Source organism: Mycolicibacterium iranicum, from assembly GCF_002101705.1.
Taxonomy (GTDB): Bacteria; Actinomycetota; Actinomycetes; order Mycobacteriales; family Mycobacteriaceae; genus Mycobacterium; species Mycobacterium iranicum.
Window position 1 is genome coordinate 47,428 of sequence record NZ_LQPC01000035.1, and the last position, 14,442, is coordinate 61,869.

Annotated in this window: 17 protein-coding genes; 9 read left to right on the forward strand and 8 right to left on the reverse strand. The window is 62.6% G+C overall.

The window, feature by feature from the left end; genetic code table 11:
• The first annotated feature begins 3 nt into the window (after nt 1-3).
• Entirely contained in the window at nt 4-606 is a 603-nt protein-coding gene (locus AWC12_RS18195) for a TetR/AcrR family transcriptional regulator (RefSeq protein WP_085176008.1), read from the forward strand.
• Between the two features lie 137 nt (nt 607-743).
• Nucleotides 744-1,310, forward strand: a complete 567-nt coding sequence (locus AWC12_RS18200) for a hypothetical protein (protein ID WP_133057350.1) — start codon at nt 744-746, stop codon at nt 1,308-1,310.
• 11 nt (nt 1,311-1,321) lie between these two features.
• Here AWC12_RS18200 and AWC12_RS18205 read toward each other — a convergent pair whose 3' ends face one another.
• Genes AWC12_RS18205 through AWC12_RS18215 form a run of 3 tightly spaced genes read right to left on the reverse strand, consistent with a single transcriptional unit; the run spans nt 1,322 to nt 4,350 of the window.
• Nucleotides 1,322-2,548 carry a cytochrome P450 gene (locus AWC12_RS18205; protein WP_085176012.1) on the reverse strand — a complete coding sequence of 409 codons (1,227 nt, stop codon included), beginning with the start codon at nt 2,546-2,548 and terminating at the stop codon, nt 1,322-1,324.
• Nucleotides 2,545-3,777, reverse strand: a complete 1,233-nt coding sequence (locus AWC12_RS18210; RefSeq protein ID WP_085176058.1) for a CaiB/BaiF CoA transferase family protein — start codon at nt 3,775-3,777, stop codon at nt 2,545-2,547. The genes AWC12_RS18205 and AWC12_RS18210 overlap by 4 nt, the downstream gene beginning before the upstream one ends.
• 42 nt (nt 3,778-3,819) lie before the next feature.
• A complete protein-coding gene (locus AWC12_RS18215; protein ID WP_085176014.1) occupies nt 3,820-4,350 on the reverse strand; it encodes a nuclear transport factor 2 family protein in 531 nt (176 codons plus the stop codon).
• A 105-nt stretch (nt 4,351-4,455) separates the two neighbouring features.
• On the opposite strand from AWC12_RS18215, the gene AWC12_RS18220 reads away from it, so the two are divergent.
• Nucleotides 4,456-6,066, forward strand: a complete 1,611-nt coding sequence (locus AWC12_RS18220; RefSeq protein ID WP_085176016.1) for a class I adenylate-forming enzyme family protein — start codon at nt 4,456-4,458, stop codon at nt 6,064-6,066.
• Here the strand turns inward: AWC12_RS18220 and AWC12_RS18225 are convergent.
• Complete coding sequence (locus AWC12_RS18225; RefSeq protein ID WP_085176060.1) at nt 6,063-6,503, reverse strand: hypothetical protein; 441 nt, start codon at nt 6,501-6,503, stop codon at nt 6,063-6,065. The genes AWC12_RS18220 and AWC12_RS18225 overlap by 4 nt on opposite strands.
• A 114-nt stretch (nt 6,504-6,617) precedes the next feature.
• Here AWC12_RS18225 and AWC12_RS18230 point away from each other — a divergent pair, with 114 nt between their 5' ends.
• Nucleotides 6,618-7,406, forward strand: a complete 789-nt coding sequence (locus AWC12_RS18230) for an SDR family NAD(P)-dependent oxidoreductase (protein WP_085176018.1) — start codon at nt 6,618-6,620, stop codon at nt 7,404-7,406.
• A 20-nt stretch (nt 7,407-7,426) separates the two neighbouring features.
• Nucleotides 7,427-8,506, forward strand: a complete 1,080-nt coding sequence (locus AWC12_RS18235; RefSeq protein WP_412098573.1) for an NAD(P)H-dependent amine dehydrogenase family protein — start codon at nt 7,427-7,429, stop codon at nt 8,504-8,506.
• A gap of 22 nt (nt 8,507-8,528) precedes the next feature.
• Here the strand turns inward: AWC12_RS18235 and AWC12_RS18240 are convergent, their stop codons facing one another.
• Nucleotides 8,529-9,311, reverse strand: a complete 783-nt coding sequence (locus tag AWC12_RS18240; protein WP_085176019.1) for an SDR family NAD(P)-dependent oxidoreductase — start codon at nt 9,309-9,311, stop codon at nt 8,529-8,531.
• Nucleotides 9,312-9,436: 125 nt separating this feature from the next.
• Between AWC12_RS18240 and AWC12_RS18245 the strand changes: the two genes are divergently transcribed.
• Nucleotides 9,437-10,258 carry a mycofactocin-coupled SDR family oxidoreductase gene (locus AWC12_RS18245; protein ID WP_085176021.1) on the forward strand — a complete coding sequence of 274 codons (822 nt, stop codon included), beginning with the start codon at nt 9,437-9,439 and terminating at the stop codon, nt 10,256-10,258.
• Between the two features lie 13 nt (nt 10,259-10,271).
• Here the strand turns inward: AWC12_RS18245 and AWC12_RS18250 are convergent, their stop codons facing one another.
• The 3 genes from AWC12_RS18250 to AWC12_RS18260 form a co-directional block, all read right to left on the reverse strand.
• Complete coding sequence (locus tag AWC12_RS18250) at nt 10,272-10,619, reverse strand: hypothetical protein (protein WP_207576454.1); 348 nt, start codon at nt 10,617-10,619, stop codon at nt 10,272-10,274.
• A gap of 114 nt (nt 10,620-10,733) precedes the next feature.
• Nucleotides 10,734-11,435, reverse strand: coding sequence for a hypothetical protein (locus AWC12_RS18255; protein ID WP_085176025.1), 702 nt, complete (start codon nt 11,433-11,435; stop codon nt 10,734-10,736).
• A gap of 429 nt (nt 11,436-11,864) precedes the next feature.
• A complete protein-coding gene (locus tag AWC12_RS18260) occupies nt 11,865-12,512 on the reverse strand; it encodes a GntR family transcriptional regulator (RefSeq protein ID WP_085176027.1) in 648 nt (215 codons plus the stop codon).
• 338 nt (nt 12,513-12,850) lie between these two features.
• Between AWC12_RS18260 and AWC12_RS18265 the strand changes: the two genes are divergently transcribed.
• Genes AWC12_RS18265 through AWC12_RS18275 form a run of 3 tightly spaced genes read left to right on the forward strand, consistent with a single transcriptional unit; the run spans nt 12,851 to nt 14,336 of the window.
• Nucleotides 12,851-13,384 carry a hypothetical protein gene (locus AWC12_RS18265; RefSeq protein WP_085176028.1) on the forward strand — a complete coding sequence of 178 codons (534 nt, stop codon included), beginning with the start codon at nt 12,851-12,853 and terminating at the stop codon, nt 13,382-13,384.
• Nucleotides 13,384-13,587, forward strand: coding sequence for a (2Fe-2S)-binding protein (locus AWC12_RS18270; RefSeq protein WP_085176030.1), 204 nt, complete (start codon nt 13,384-13,386; stop codon nt 13,585-13,587). Before AWC12_RS18265 ends, AWC12_RS18270 begins: the two co-directional genes overlap by 1 nt.
• On the forward strand, nt 13,584-14,336 hold the full coding sequence (locus AWC12_RS18275; RefSeq protein ID WP_085176032.1) for an SDR family oxidoreductase: 753 nt from the start codon (nt 13,584-13,586) through the stop codon (nt 14,334-14,336). Before AWC12_RS18270 ends, AWC12_RS18275 begins: the two co-directional genes overlap by 4 nt.
• Nucleotides 14,337-14,442 lie beyond the last annotated feature (106 nt).

The following is a 14,442-nucleotide window of genomic DNA, read 5'->3' on the forward strand; positions in this document are numbered from 1 at the left end:
CGCATGACACAAGCGACCGCCGCCGACACCCGAGAGGCCATCATCTCGGCGGCGTTCGCCTGCATGCGCACACGTGGGCTGGCCAAGACCACCATCGTCGACATTGCACGGACTGCTGATGTCTCTCGCAGTACGTTCTACGAGTACTTCCGGGACAAGGAGACGGTCGTCAAAGCATGCGCCGAGGCTGCCTCACAGCGCTTCTATCGCAACATGGCGACCGCCATCGATCGATACGGCGGCAGCACGCTGGAGGACAGGCTGGTCCGGGCCGCGGTATTCGTCGCGCAGGCTCGTCGAGTGGTCGAGCCCGAGGTGTACTTCGATCCCGTAGAAGTGAACCTCATGCTCACCAAGAATGCGGCCACACTGCTACAGGAATGCGCCGAGTTTCTTGCGCCTTACGTGGCGGCCGCGCGAATCACTGGCGAGGTGCGTAGGGACCTCCACGTCCCCACCGCGACGGAGTGGTTCGCCCGAATGTTGTTCTCCCTCTTCACCACACCGTCACCCTACTTCGATTCCCAGGACGATGACGCGGTCGCAGAGTTCGTGAAGCAGTACGTAGTCGCGGGTTTCGGCGACCGCAGTCCAAAGCGCCGTTGATCGCTCGCGACGCTGGCTGAACCCTGCGCGCAGACTGATCGGTCTGGCGCTGGTGTGCGGATATGACTATTCTCGATAGTGAATTCCGATGTTCTCACCCATTGGCTAATCCCCGACAGACAAGCGACGGACAGCAAATGCCTGCAAGTTCCTCACCGTTCATCCCCCAGGACGACCAAGCCGCGTCCGGACGTATGGTTCGCGGTCGCGGAACCAAGCACCGGCTCATGGTGCTCGCGGGTGACACATCAGACGCAATAGCCTCGGCCGGGGGACTCATCTTCGACCGCGCAGCCGCGGGATGGGACGTCGACGTCCACGTACCGGACGACGCTTACGACCGCGCGTTCCGCATTCTTGGTGTCAAGCCCTCCAAACTCGGGCATGGCTTCGACGTGACGAGTCAGCCCGACTGCATCCTGATCGCGGGCTCGCTGTACGAGCAGGATCGGTCCGTTCGCCGACTCTTTCAACGGGCAGCCAGGACGGACCGCACCGAGGTTTCTCTGTGGGGCGGCGGTTGGCCGCGCGAACTGGCGCCGGGCATCGGCATCGTCGAACACCGCCTGAGCATTGCTGCGCTGGCCTTCAAAGCAGAGGCCATGAAGGCGGTCGGCCTAGGCTCACGGTGCGCACGAGCTGAGGCTTTTTTCAGCGGCAGCTACCGAGTCGATATCGCTGCGCCGCTCCTCGCACCGGCTTGAAAGCGTGTACATCAGACACGCTTGCGGACGGGGACATTGGACCAGCCGGCGACATTCGACATCGCCACCCGCTTCAATCCGGCACGGTCGACGTCATAGTCGGGCAGGAGGTCCAGTAGGGCATCCAGCGCGATGCGACTCTCCATTCGCGCTAGTGCGGCGCCCAGACAACTGTGCACACCGTATCCGAACGCCAGGTTGAAACCCATCTTGCGTTCGCGGTCGATATCCAGCCGGTCCGGATCCGGAAACATGCGCTCGTCACGTGTCGCCGACGCTGTCAGCAGTAGAACGGCACTGTCCGCGGGAATCGTGATGCCGTGCAACGTCACATCACGAGTGGTGGTGCGGACCTGGTACTGCGACGGGGCCTCGTAGCGCAGGAGTTCCTCGATGGCGGCGGGGATCTTGCTGCGATCTTCACGCAACTTCTGCCACTGGTCGGGAAAGTCTGCGAAGGCCACGATCGCGTTCCCGATCAACTTCGTGACCGTCTCGGCACCGGCCCCGCCGAGCAGCGTCGCAAACCCAGCGATGTCGACGTCGGTCAGTTTGTCGACCTGCCCGTCACGCTCGATCTCCGTCTCGATCAGTCTGCTGATCATGTCGTCGGCCGGCTTCTCGCGACGCTGCTGAATGAGCTTGTAGTAGTAGACACCCGTATTCATCGAAGCCTCGAACCCCTCACGGGGAACGGCGATTTCACCGGGACGGCGTTCGAGCAGCAGATCCAGCCAGAGACGGATCTGATGGCGGTCCTCTTTAGGGACCCCCAACATCGTGGTGATCACCTCGTTCGGGAAGAGCGCAGAAAAGTCCGCTACGACATCGAACGACGTCGGGTTGATCGCCTCAATGCGCTCGTAGATCTTCTCGCGCACCATGTCTTCGAGCGACGCGATCGCGCGGGGCGTGAAGACGCTGCTGACCAGTTTGCGCATCTTCTGATGCTCGGGCGGATCCATTGAGATGATCACCTTGGGAGGAGGAATGGCGTCGTCGTGCGCCTTCACCACGTCCAGGGTGGCACCCTTTGCCGAGGAGTATGTGTCGTGGTCCTTGGTGGCGGGCGCGACATCGTCGTACCGGGACAGTGCCCAGAAATCCCATTTGGCGTTGTAGTAGACCGGCTTTTCGTCCCGCAGCCGTCGGAAGGCGGCATAGGCGCCGGTGAAGAATTCCTCCGAGAAGGGGTCGAACTCAACCGGCGCCTGCGCGATCTCCTGCTCGGTACTCACAGAATCGCTCCCGCTTCCTTGTACTTCTCGATCGCCTCCCAGCTGAGTCCGGCATCCATCAGCACCTCCTCTGTGTGCTGGCCGTGCTCCGGCGCACCGGGCGCTACCACCTGTCGTTCGTCGAACTGGACGGGGTTGGTGGGCAACGCGTACGGCGTACCGTTCATCGTCGCCGTCTGTGCCACATAACCGTTCGCGGCAACTGCCGGATCCTCGCAGAGCTCACCGGGCGTCTGGACTGCCGACCACGCCCCGGTCAGGTCGGCCAAGGCCTGTCGCCACTCGGAGAGCGTCCGCTGCGCGAACACGTCGTCGAGAATGGCGATCAGTTCAACACGGTTCTCGTAGCGCGAGACCGGGTCCGCGAACCGCGGATCATCGATCAGTTCCGGAATATCCAAAGCGCGCATCGCTTCCGGATAGAAGCGGTCCAACTGGAGCATCATCAGCTGCACGTAGCGGCCGTCTTTCGTGCGGTACGTACCGACCAGCGGATTCGGCGCATCGGCGTGTCCGTATTTCGGAATTGCGCTTCCGCCGTGAATTTGGCTGACAGCAACATCGGGGCTGAGATTCCATGCGGCTAGGCCGAGCAACGACACGTCGACCACCGACCCTTGGCCGGTTGTGGCTTTCTTGTACAACGCCGCGGCGATGCCACCGGCGATCGTCATGCCGCCGAGAAGGTCGCCGAAAGCCGGGCGTGATCGGACCAGCTCATCGCGCTCCTCGGTGAGAACCGTCGCAATTCCCCCCCGCGCCCAGTAGGAGACACCGTCGTAGCCAGCCTTGTCCGCGTCAGGCCCTTTCGGGCCGTGACCCGATCCGCGGACGTAGACGACACTTGGGTTCACGGCCCGGATGTCGTCGACATCGATGCCCATCTTCTTTCGCCGATGCGGCAGATAACTCGTGAGAAACACGTCGCAGCTTTTCGCGAGCTCTCGAACCACCTCCTGACCGCCCGGTGTGCTCAGGTCGACGCCGATCGATTTCTTGCCGCGATTGGGGATTTCGATCATGTAGTTGACCGAATCGCCGCCGGCATCCACGATGCCCATGGTGACCAGCCCACGCTGCGGATCGCCGCCGTCGCGTGGTTCGACCTTGATGACTTCTGCTCCCCATTCCGCGAGCACAGCCCCGGCCGAGGGCACGAATGTCCAGGCGGCGACTTCAAGCACGCGCACTCCGCTAAGCACGTTATCTGTGGAAATGAGGTCCTCCAATAGATCGATGATGATCGTGCGTGCTCTTCGAGAGCACGCCACTTACGGTCTCGTCGACAGCCGGCCAGGCAGCGCCGGATCCCCTTCCTCCCAGAAGCGACGCCATGACTCCATGCGCTGCGGCATGGCCGCGCGCAATTCCACATCCGCGGGCCAGCGGATGAAATCGGGACCTGGTCGTTCGGTCACGTCGACCGAGTACCACGGATACTCACGGCGTCGCACGAAATACCATCTGCCGTTGCGGCGCTCATAGACATCGTCGTATCTCATGGTGATGACAAACCAACCCGTGCCGTCCTCGTGTTCGGCGCGACAGTACACGGAACCGGTGGCATGGCCGGCGTCGATCACATCGAATTGGTGTCCGCCGATGAGGTGAATGCTTCGATAGAACCGCCTGAGCACCTTGTCGTACCAGCGCCTGAGTGCGTCCCTACCGCGGCCTTCCGACCCCGCCTCGACATCGTCGACGAAGAGACCAACCAGCCCGTCGACGTCTCTGGCGTCCAGCGCCATCGCATACCGGCTGGGCAACTGACTCAGCTCCAGCGCTGCTTCCACGCGGCCCATCCGATCGGTCAGAGCCCGACTTGCGGCAGCGTCCACGCGAACAGTGTAAACGGCACTGGCACGATTCGAGAACCATGGTTCTCGCATTCGGTAGAGTCGGTACCCATGCCGTTTCCCACAATCACACCCACCGTCCCTGCGCTGGTGAGGTCGTGCGCCGCCCGGTTCGGCGATAAGCCATTCCTGGTCGCCTGCGGCGATGAACTGACCTACGCCGACCTGGACCGGCGCTCCACCGATTTGGCGGTGACTCTGCTGTCGGCGGGCGTGGGTAAGGGTGACCACGTCGGGATTCTGATGCCGAACAGCATCGAGTGGGCGGTGGCCTGGTTCGCGGTGACGCGCATCGGAGCGGTCGCGGTGCCGCTGAACACCTTCTACAAGGCTTCGGAGTTGGCGTGGACGACTCGGCATGCCGACCTTCGTGTGATCCTCGCTTGGTCGAAGTTCCGCAATCAGGATTTCGTCGGCCTCCTCGAGGAGGCGCTGCCCGGTCTGGCCGAGCAGAACAACACGGAGCAGATCTTTCTGAGGTCGGCGCCTTACCTGCGGACCATCACGATATGGGGAGACTGCGATCGCCCGTGGTGCGCGTCGATGAGCGACGGGCGGTCGACGGCGATCGACACAGACTTTCTCGTGGGTGTCGAATCCTGTGTAACCCCGGCCGACGATGCGCTGATCATCTACACCTCGGGCAGCACCGGCAATCCCAAGGCGCCGGTGCACAGTCAGGGTGCCGTGATCCGGCACACCTACAATCTCACCACGCACTACGGCGTCACGGGCGACACGGTGATGTTCACGGCCATGCCGTTCTTCTGGGTCGGTGGTCTCATCACCGGCCTGCTCGCGGTCGTCCACCATGGCGCCACACTGATCACCCAGCCTGCATTCGGTGCTGCCGAAGCGCTCGAGCTCATCGAGAGGCATCGCGCCACGATCACGCTCGGTTGGCCGCAGCAGGGCAAGACTCTGGCTGAACATCCCGACTTCGGCCGACGAGACTTGAGCTCCGTGCAGCGCACCAGCATGCCCGCGATGGTCGCCGAGGACCGTCGGCCCCGAGGCCCGAACGCGTTGGGCATGACAGAACTCTGCGGTAATCACATCGGAGTCGATCCCTACCCCGAGCAACCTGCGGAGCGTTCCCAGACCGGCGGCTTCTCGATCGAGGGCCTCGAACACGTGCTTGTCGATCCAGACACCGGAAAGCAGGTTCCTGATGGCAGCCCCGGCGAAATCTGGGCACGCGGATACTCGCTGATGCAACGCCTGTACAAGCGTGAGCGCGAGGACGTCTTCACTTCCGAGGGCTACTACCGCACCGGCGACTGCGGCGTGCGCAGCGACGACGGCTGGATCACGTTCACGGGGCGGCTCGGCGATCTCATCAAGACCAGTGGTGGCACCAACGTCACGCCCTCTGAAGTCGAACTCGCGCTGACCAATTGCGACGGCGTCTTGGAGGCTTACGTCGTCGGCGTCGATGACGGAGACAACGGCACGGTGGTCGCGGCCGCGGTGGTCCCGCGCGGCGACGCCGCTGTCGACGGCGAGGAATTGCGCGCGCGGGTTCGATCCCAACTCTCGGCATACAAGGTACCCAAGTTCATTTGGGTCACCCCAAAGCACGAACTCCCCTTCACCGCGACGGGTAAAGTCAAAATGTCCGACCTGGCGGTTCAGCTGAGCGAGGTGCTTGCGAGGCGCTAACCCCGCGCTGAGTGGTCGTCTGGCAGGTTGGTGGTCATCAAGGTCAGAGGGATGCCGAACATTGGTTCCAGCTTGATCTCGGTCAGCTGGAACCCATCCCCCTCATGGTCCTGGCGGAAGTCCGGCTTGGCACCGTACCGCGCAGCGATGTGTTCGGCGGCGTTGCAGTCGGCGAACCGCACGATGACGGAGAACAACCCGTCTCCACAACGCGCCAGGAAGTCGGCGGCGGTCCCGGGCTCCGTTGGCGCCGCGGGAGTCGGTGCTATGAGCTCGAACCCGCGATCCCAGTCGAGCCGTACCTGCAGCCCGAGATGTTCGAGTTCGAATGCCTGAAACTCAAAGCCCAGCGCTGCCAGGTATTCCGTCGCGGAATCCAGACGTTGCAGGCCGACAGCGAAGACGACGTGATGCAGCAGCGGCAGTGGATGGGTCATTGCCATGACGCTACGGATCACGATGTCGGTAATTCTCATTTTGCGGAAACAGCTGTTTTCATTGGGTTAGATTGACGAAGCAAATCGCTTGGCATCGCTGCGGAGAGGCACGCCATGGCACTGGAGCAGTTCCGTCTCGAAAATCAGGTCGCCATCGTGACAGGCGCCGGCCGCGGCGTCGGTGAGGGGATCGCCAAGGTCCTCGCCGAAGCAGGCGCGACCGTGATCGGAACAGCGCGTACGACATCCGAGGTGGATCAGACCATCGCTGACATCAAGGCGGCCGGTGGTAGCGGTCTAGCACTCACCGCGGATGCGCTCGTGCGGGAAGACAGCGAACGCGTGATCCGCACCGCCGTCGACCAGTTCGGCCGGATCGACATACTGATCAACAACGTCGGATTCGCCACCTATGGAGCGTTTTTGAGCCTCTCCGAGGACAATTTACGCAGCACGTTCGACTACTGCGTGACGTCGGCTTTCACCATGAGTCAACTCGCGGTGCCGCATATGTTGGACGTGGGACGCGGCTCCATCGTGAACATCTCCTCGGGTGCGGGCCGCTTCGGCATTCGGGGACTACTGCCCTATTGCGTGGCCAAAGGCGGCCTCGAAGCACTCACCCGCGCCATGGCGCAAGAGCTCGCCCCAAAGATTCGGGTCAATGCAATCGCCCTCGGTGCGTTCATGACCATGGGATTGCAATCCAGCTTCGACTTGATGCCCGGCTCCGAGGATCAATTGAAAGCCCGCACACCGCTGCACCGCATCGGCGATGTCGCCGACCTCGGTCGCCTCGCCCTGTATCTGTCCACGGCGGACTGCTATGCGACCAGCTCTGTTTTCGTGGTGGATGGTGGTCTGCAAGGCCCGAACTCCGAACTTCCCCTCCCCGACCTGTGACCGACTATGGAGCCGTGCCGATGAGCGACAAACCGTTACGTATCGCTGTCATTTCCACTGGGTGGATCAGCAGCGTGTCGATCCGCGCGATCGTGCGCCGACCGCATCTCGAACTCGTCGGCGTGTGGGTGCACAGCGCCGAGAAGGTCGGGCGGGATGCGGGTGAGATCGTCGGCATAGGCCCGATCGGTGTCACGACGACCGGCGACCTCGACGACATCGTTGCATTGAAGCCCGACTGCGTCCTTTACGGCGCCGCCAGTGCGGAGATGGACTCTGCCGCGGTACGCGATTATGTGCGGCTGCTCAATGGTGGCCTCAATGTCGTGACGACGAACACTCCCGGAATGATGTTTCCCGACAGGTGGATCCCCGATCTCGCCGCTCAGGTACGCGCTGCCGCCGAGGCGGGAGGCGTCACCATCTACACCTCCGGTATCGAGCCCGGCTTCGCCGGCGACCAGTTCGCCGTGCTGCTGACAACGTTGTCGAATACGATCCGAACCATCCGCGCGCAGGAGATCTTCGATTATTCGGCATATCCGAACCGTGACCTCATGGTCACCGCGATGGGCTTCGGCCAACCGCTCGACTTCACTCCGCTACTCGAGCTCGAAGGTGCCCAACAGTTCGCTTGGGGCCCGCCCATCGGGCTGGTCGCCAAAGCCATTGGTGTCGAACTTGACGGATTCAGCGAGAAGTACGAGCGGGTACTTACCCCCCGTGACCTGAATGTGGCATGCGGCCTCATACCGGAGGGGACGGTCGGCGCCGTGCGCGCCGAAACCACCGGACTGGTCGACGGTCATCCGGTCATCACCGTCGAGCACATCAACCGCATGGCTGCCGATCTGGCGCCCGAGTGGGCGACCGCACCCAATGGCACCTACCGCCTGATCATCGAGGGCCAGCCTCACATGCAGTGCGATCTGAGGTTGGGCACCGAAGACACCGCGGAGTCAGCCAACGCCAACGCGATGGAAGCGACGGCAATGCGGGTCGTGAACGCCATTCCCTACGTGGTGGCCGCCGCTCCGGGGATCGCGACCTCCTTGGACCTACCCATCACCGCGCCTCGCGGTGCGCTCGAACTGAGCTGACCGGGCCGCCCAGTTCGCACGGCTAGACGGTGAACATCGGGCCCCGCGGTGCGCCCCGAACCTCGTTGCCGCCGTCGACGGCGAAACTCTGCCCGGTCATCCAACTCGATTCAGGACCCGCCAGATAGCGGATGGCCGGGGCGATGTCATCCGAGACCCCGAGTCGTCCCAAAGGAACTCGCTCAAGGAAGCTGCTCGTGAGCTCCTCGAGGTGGATGTAGCCCTGGGTTGTGGCCGCCTCGGTCAAACCGGGCCGCACGGCGTTCACGCGAATGCCCTTCCCGCCGAGCTCTGAGGCCGCCACCTTGATCAGCATCTCCAGTGCCGCCTTTCCCGCCGAGTAATGGCCCAGTCCCTCCATCGGGATTTTCGCAGATGTCGACGAGACGAACACGATCGAGCCGCCGTCCGTCATCAACGGGGCGCTGTAACGCAAGGCCAGGAAGTTGGACCGCAGATTGCCCATGACGTGGTCTGTGAACGTCACCAGGTCCTGTTGGACCAGCGGGCCGGTTCCCCCGGTGGCCACCGTGCCGACGACGATGTCGAGCCTGCCGGCGACGTCGAAGGCCATCTGGGCGGTGTCCTTGACTGTCTGCTCATCTTCGGGATTCCCCTTGTGCAAGTGGATTTCGGCATAAGGCGCGTACTCCAGGATGCGGTCCCGCGTGGCGTCGAGCCTTTTCGACGAGCGACCCAACAAGAACAGCCTGGCGCCGTCGGCAGCGAGCAGGCGTGCGCTCGCCTGTGCGATTCCCGCCGACGCTCCGAGGATGAAGGCGGTTTTGCCGTCCAATATGCCCATGATTCCTCGTCTCTCCACTGCAGCGCGGTATAACTCGGGCCGACGCTACCAGCGCCCGGAAATAGACGTTCTCTATTCGCGCAATAGTTGCTCTCGACCAAAAACGAGTGCGGTAACGTACCGGTGTGACCGACGTGACCGGCCGAGTCGCGCTCATCACCGGTGCCGCACGCGGTCAAGGCCGCGCCCACGCGGACCGACTGAGTGCCGATGGCTACGATCTGATCCTGGCCGATATCGCGACGCCGTTACCCCTTTGCGTCCCTTACGATTCAGCGACGTCCGAGGAACTGGACGAGACCGCTGAACTGGTGCGAGCCAACGGTCGACACGCCGTCTGCGCCATCGTCGACACCCGTGACCACGCAAGTCTGTGCGCCGCAGTCGACGACGCCGTGACCGAGCTCGGTCGACTGGACGTGATCGTCGCCAATGCGGGCATCTGTGTCCCCGCACCATGGGACCAAGTCACCCCGAGCGATTTCCAGGACGTCGTCGACATCAATCTGGTCGGCACGTGGAACACCGTGATGTCGGGGGCCAAGCACATCATCGCCGGCGGCCGCGGCGGTTCGATAATTATCATCGGATCGGCCGCCGGAATCACGATGGAGCCGTTCATGATCGCGTATACGGCCAGCAAGCACGCCATCGTTGGCCTTGCTCGCGCGTTCGCCGCGGAGCTCGGAAGGCACCGGATCAGGGTGAACAGCCTTCACCCCGGATCCGTCGCCACGCCGATGGGAACCGGGAGAATGCTTGAGGCGATGGCAGAGGCAGCAGCCTCGAACTCAATGCTGCGCAATGGCTTCAGCAAGCGATTCATGCCGGACGCTGTCACCATGCCCGAGGATGTTGCCAGCGCAGTCGCGTGGCTGGCGTCCGATGAATCCAGATACGTCACCGCGGCGGCGATCTCCGTGGACGTGGGCGCGACTCAGGGCTAGCAAGAGCCCGGAATCACGGTTGTGTCGATTCCCCTGCCGTCCGTTCCTCGTGGATACGGACCAACTCACGGAAGCCGACACGTGGATACAGCGGAACCGGTTGGACCCCCCACTCATCCTCGGCTGTCTGTTGCCCTGCCGCTTCGGGCCGGCCCCCGAAAGGCGGCCCGCTCAACGGGTATGGCTGTTCGCATGCCAGAGAGTCGTCGGAGTATCTGACCTTCATCAGCTCACTACAGATTTCGGTCAATGACAACGTCGGCCATCCGTACCACAGCGCCAGCGCGGGCACCGTCAATGCACCTTCGATCACCAGCCCGAACAGGCAGACGAAGAGACCTCGCTTGAGCCAGGTGTGCATCCGCGAGAACGGAGCAGTCGTCCCCAGGGGAAGCTCTTTCGGCGACGCATCGACAGGGGCGTTCGGATCGCTCACGGCATCTGCTTTCTCACGTATCGGCGACGACGGCCAGGCTCAGTCGGTGAAAATCTCACGGTTCACTGTGTGCAGGTACGGGATGGCGAGGAATGGGGTGATGTAGAAGATGTTGTACAGCCACCACCCGAATACGGGGAATGCGGTGCCCGCATACCTGACATCGGCGTACATCGTCATGTTGAGGATGTATCCCAGCCACGCGATGACCCCGAACCAGCAGGTGACCACCATCCACTGGTGTCCCCAGCGCTTCATCTGCAGGAACCCGATCGCCGCAGCGATGCGCATCGGGAAGACGACGACGATGCACACAATGATCCACGCCTTCTCACCAGGTGCTCCGGCGCCGCCGATCCACAGCTCGTTGTAGTGCCAGAAGTACCCCCCATCCATGAGATTCCCCCACGCGGTGAATATCGTCCGCGTCACAAGAGCATGGTTGGCGAAGACGTCGAGCCCCCATCCGATGCTGTTGATGGCAGCGTCGAGAATGATGACGTAGCCGATGAGGGTGACCATCAGCGGCCGGACCGACAAGCCGGCACGCGCGGCACGCCGGAACAGCATCACGCCCCTGCAGAAGATCGGCAGTCCGATGGGACCCAAGACGAGAGTGCCCATCAGTACGGTGCCCACGATCAACCAGCGATCGGCCTGGCGCTGAGCGCGTTTACTCTCCTCGTGATGCTCGTCGAGGCTGACCGTTGAATTCCGAGAACGCGGCGTCGGCGTGTCCACAGCGTTCACCAACCCTTCGCGATGTACATCTGCACCTGGATGAGGAACATCGCGATGAGCGCCGCGTAGATGACGACCTGAAAGACGATGAGCGCGCGGCGTCGGCGCCTGTCCTGTTCGTTCATCTCTTCCCCACATAGGACGATGTCGGGTCGCATTCGCCCATGGGGCGACCAAAAGCGTTGTCTCGCACGGTCAGAAGGTCCCGATATTGCCAAGGAGCCAGTACCAGAATCCGACGATACCGATCATTGCGCCCCATGCGAATGCCAATCGGACGAGCTCACTCCACATTGATGCTCCTCGCATTCGGCTCTCTCGGTGCCCGGCCTGTGCCTTAACTCGACATAGTGAGAATCCATATTCTCAATGCATAATGTCAAATGTATCCAATTTGTCAACCCAATGGCTGGGCACGGAGTGCAGCACTCACCGTCGCGGGCGGTCTTTCAATTCCGCTACCAGGTGTTCTGCCGCCACCTTCTGAGTTTCCGCTTGCCGCAACGCCGCTCGTTCTCCGTCACGAGCACGTATGAACGCAATCGTCTCGAGAACTCCGGCTCTCGTTGCCTCTACCGCAGCTGGAGACACGGTGCTCATGTCCTCGACCTCGACCAACACCCGCACGCGACGCAAGATTCTGTTCATCCGCGCCGACACGGCGACTTCGGTGATGGCGTCCACATAACGTCCGACTGCGCGCCACGCGTCTTCGCTCGACTGCGCGGATTCCAATTGGTCGCTTATCGTGAGGAGCGTGGTGTCGAGCTCCTTCGTCAGGCGCTCTGCCGCGCGCCGCGCGACATGGGCGTAGATGAGGCCGAAGACTTCCGTGTTCTCTGTAACCGATTCCGGATCGACAGGAAGGACCCGTGCGCCGCGATGTAGCTCGGTCTCGACGCGACCTTCGCCCTCGAGAATCGCGATCGCTTCGCGTACAGGTATGCGGCTGACACCCAACCGCAGGGCCATCCCTTCCTGATTGATGCGCTCTCCGGCGGCCAGACGGCCGGAGATGATCTCGTTTCGCAGGTAAGCGGCGACCTCTTCTCCACTGCTGCGTCGTTGAAGCCGCACGCCACCCCTCCCCCGTCATCGATCAGACGTCTTGTTCCTGCATCTGGTCGCACGGCCCAGTGTGCCTGGAACCTATTCGCGCCTAGGGGCATTGCGGCCCGCTCGCGATTCGATCACCCAACGCTACATTCGACCATTTAGAGAACTTTGATTCTCATATGCGAGAATCGCTGTAGCATAGACCAGCTAGTCAACGTCTCGGACGGAAATCAGACGGAGGAGGCCGACCGATCAGCGCCGCCACGTCGCGCACGTATGTCTTTGCCGTCGAATTCCGGATCCCACAGTCCAACCGCATCGGCCCGGTCCTGGAACGCCACCAGGAGAGCCTCATCGACATGGGCGCGCGCTACGCGTTCGTCTACGACTCGATCGTGGAGCCAGGGAAGGTACTAGTGGTCATCGGAATCCGAACCGAGCAACCATTGCTGAACCTGCTGCGCTCACCGTACTTCTTCGAATGGTTCGACGCCGTCGGTGTGGACGAATTCCCCGCCGTTTTCGCGGGTGAGACTGTGGAGCGGTTCGACATCGGCGATCCGCCTCGCCCCGGTAGTGACCTCGTGGTCGCCGCTGTGACGCCGGTCGGGGACGTCGAGGAGTTCATGGCCTGGGTGCGCAAGTCGCTCGATGACTTCGGCCGAGCGGGTATCCGGCGCACACTCGTGTATCGAGCCTTCGAGAACCCGCGCGAGGTGATGTTCCTTCAACAGCTCGAGGACGAGGAGTCGGCGCTGCTATGGGCCCAGCGTTCCGATGCCGCCTCGAAATGGCTGGAGTCAGCTGGAGTCGGCGCCTACCCTCCGGTGTTCATCGGGCGATTCGTGACCGCCCTCCGGTTCGTCGAGCCGAGCAGGCGGGGCCGGTACTGATGTACGTCTGCCTCTGCCTCGGCGTCACGAATGAAACTGTCTCCGAAGCTGTGGCTGCAGGTGCGACGTCGACACAGCAGGTTGCGCAAGCCTGCGGGGCGGGCTCTGAATGCGGCAGGTGCCGCCGCACAGTTCGGTTGATCATCGAGGCAGGCACGTACATCCCCACAGAAGGACGACCAGGTAAAGGAAGCAGAGTATGAGCGATCGCCACTCCAACATAGCCGGAACTCGGATGCTGATCGTGGGAGCGTCGTCGGGTATTGGACACGCCTTGGCGCTGGCTGCACAGTCGCGAGGCGCGAAAGTCGCTTTAGCCGCTCGACGCATCGATCTCCTGAGCCGACTCGCAGACGAGCTGGACGGCTCTGCCCACGAGCTGGACGTATCTGATCCTCGCGCAATCGAGGACGTCGTGGACAAGGTGGGGGCCACCTTTGGGCAACTGGACGCCATTGTGTTCACCAGCGCGGCAGTGCCTTTCGCCCTGATCGAGGAGACCGACTACACGACGTGGTTGCACGCCTACTCGGTGAATGCCATCGGGGCATCGCACGTCCTGCGCACGGCCCTGCCGTACCTCTCCGACAACTCGGTCACGGTGGTGGCTTCCAGCCACGATGTCGGCCGCCCGCGAGTCGGCGTGGCCGCCTATCACGCGAGCAAGGCCGCGCTGGATGAAATCTTGAGGTCCTGGCGCGCCGAACACCCCGGTCTTGCCTTGATCCGCGTCAGTGTCGGACCGACCGAGGGAACCGAGATCCTGCGCGGTGCCGACCGTGACCTGTTGGCCGACCTCTACCGCGCATGGGCACGCCAAGGCCAGATCCCGGCCGAGATGTCCGCGCTGGATGACGTGGCCAACGCGATGTTGTCGTTGATCGCCGTGGCTCGCGCCAACTCGTCGGTCATCACAGAGATCGTGCATCTAGCGCCCAGAGCATCGAAGTAGGAGCAACGAGAATGGACCTCGGGCTCTACCCCGGATTTTTCGTGGAATGTTGACTGTGGGGGTGTGTAGATAAGCGAAAGTGCCTGTCCTGCAAGGAATAATTGGA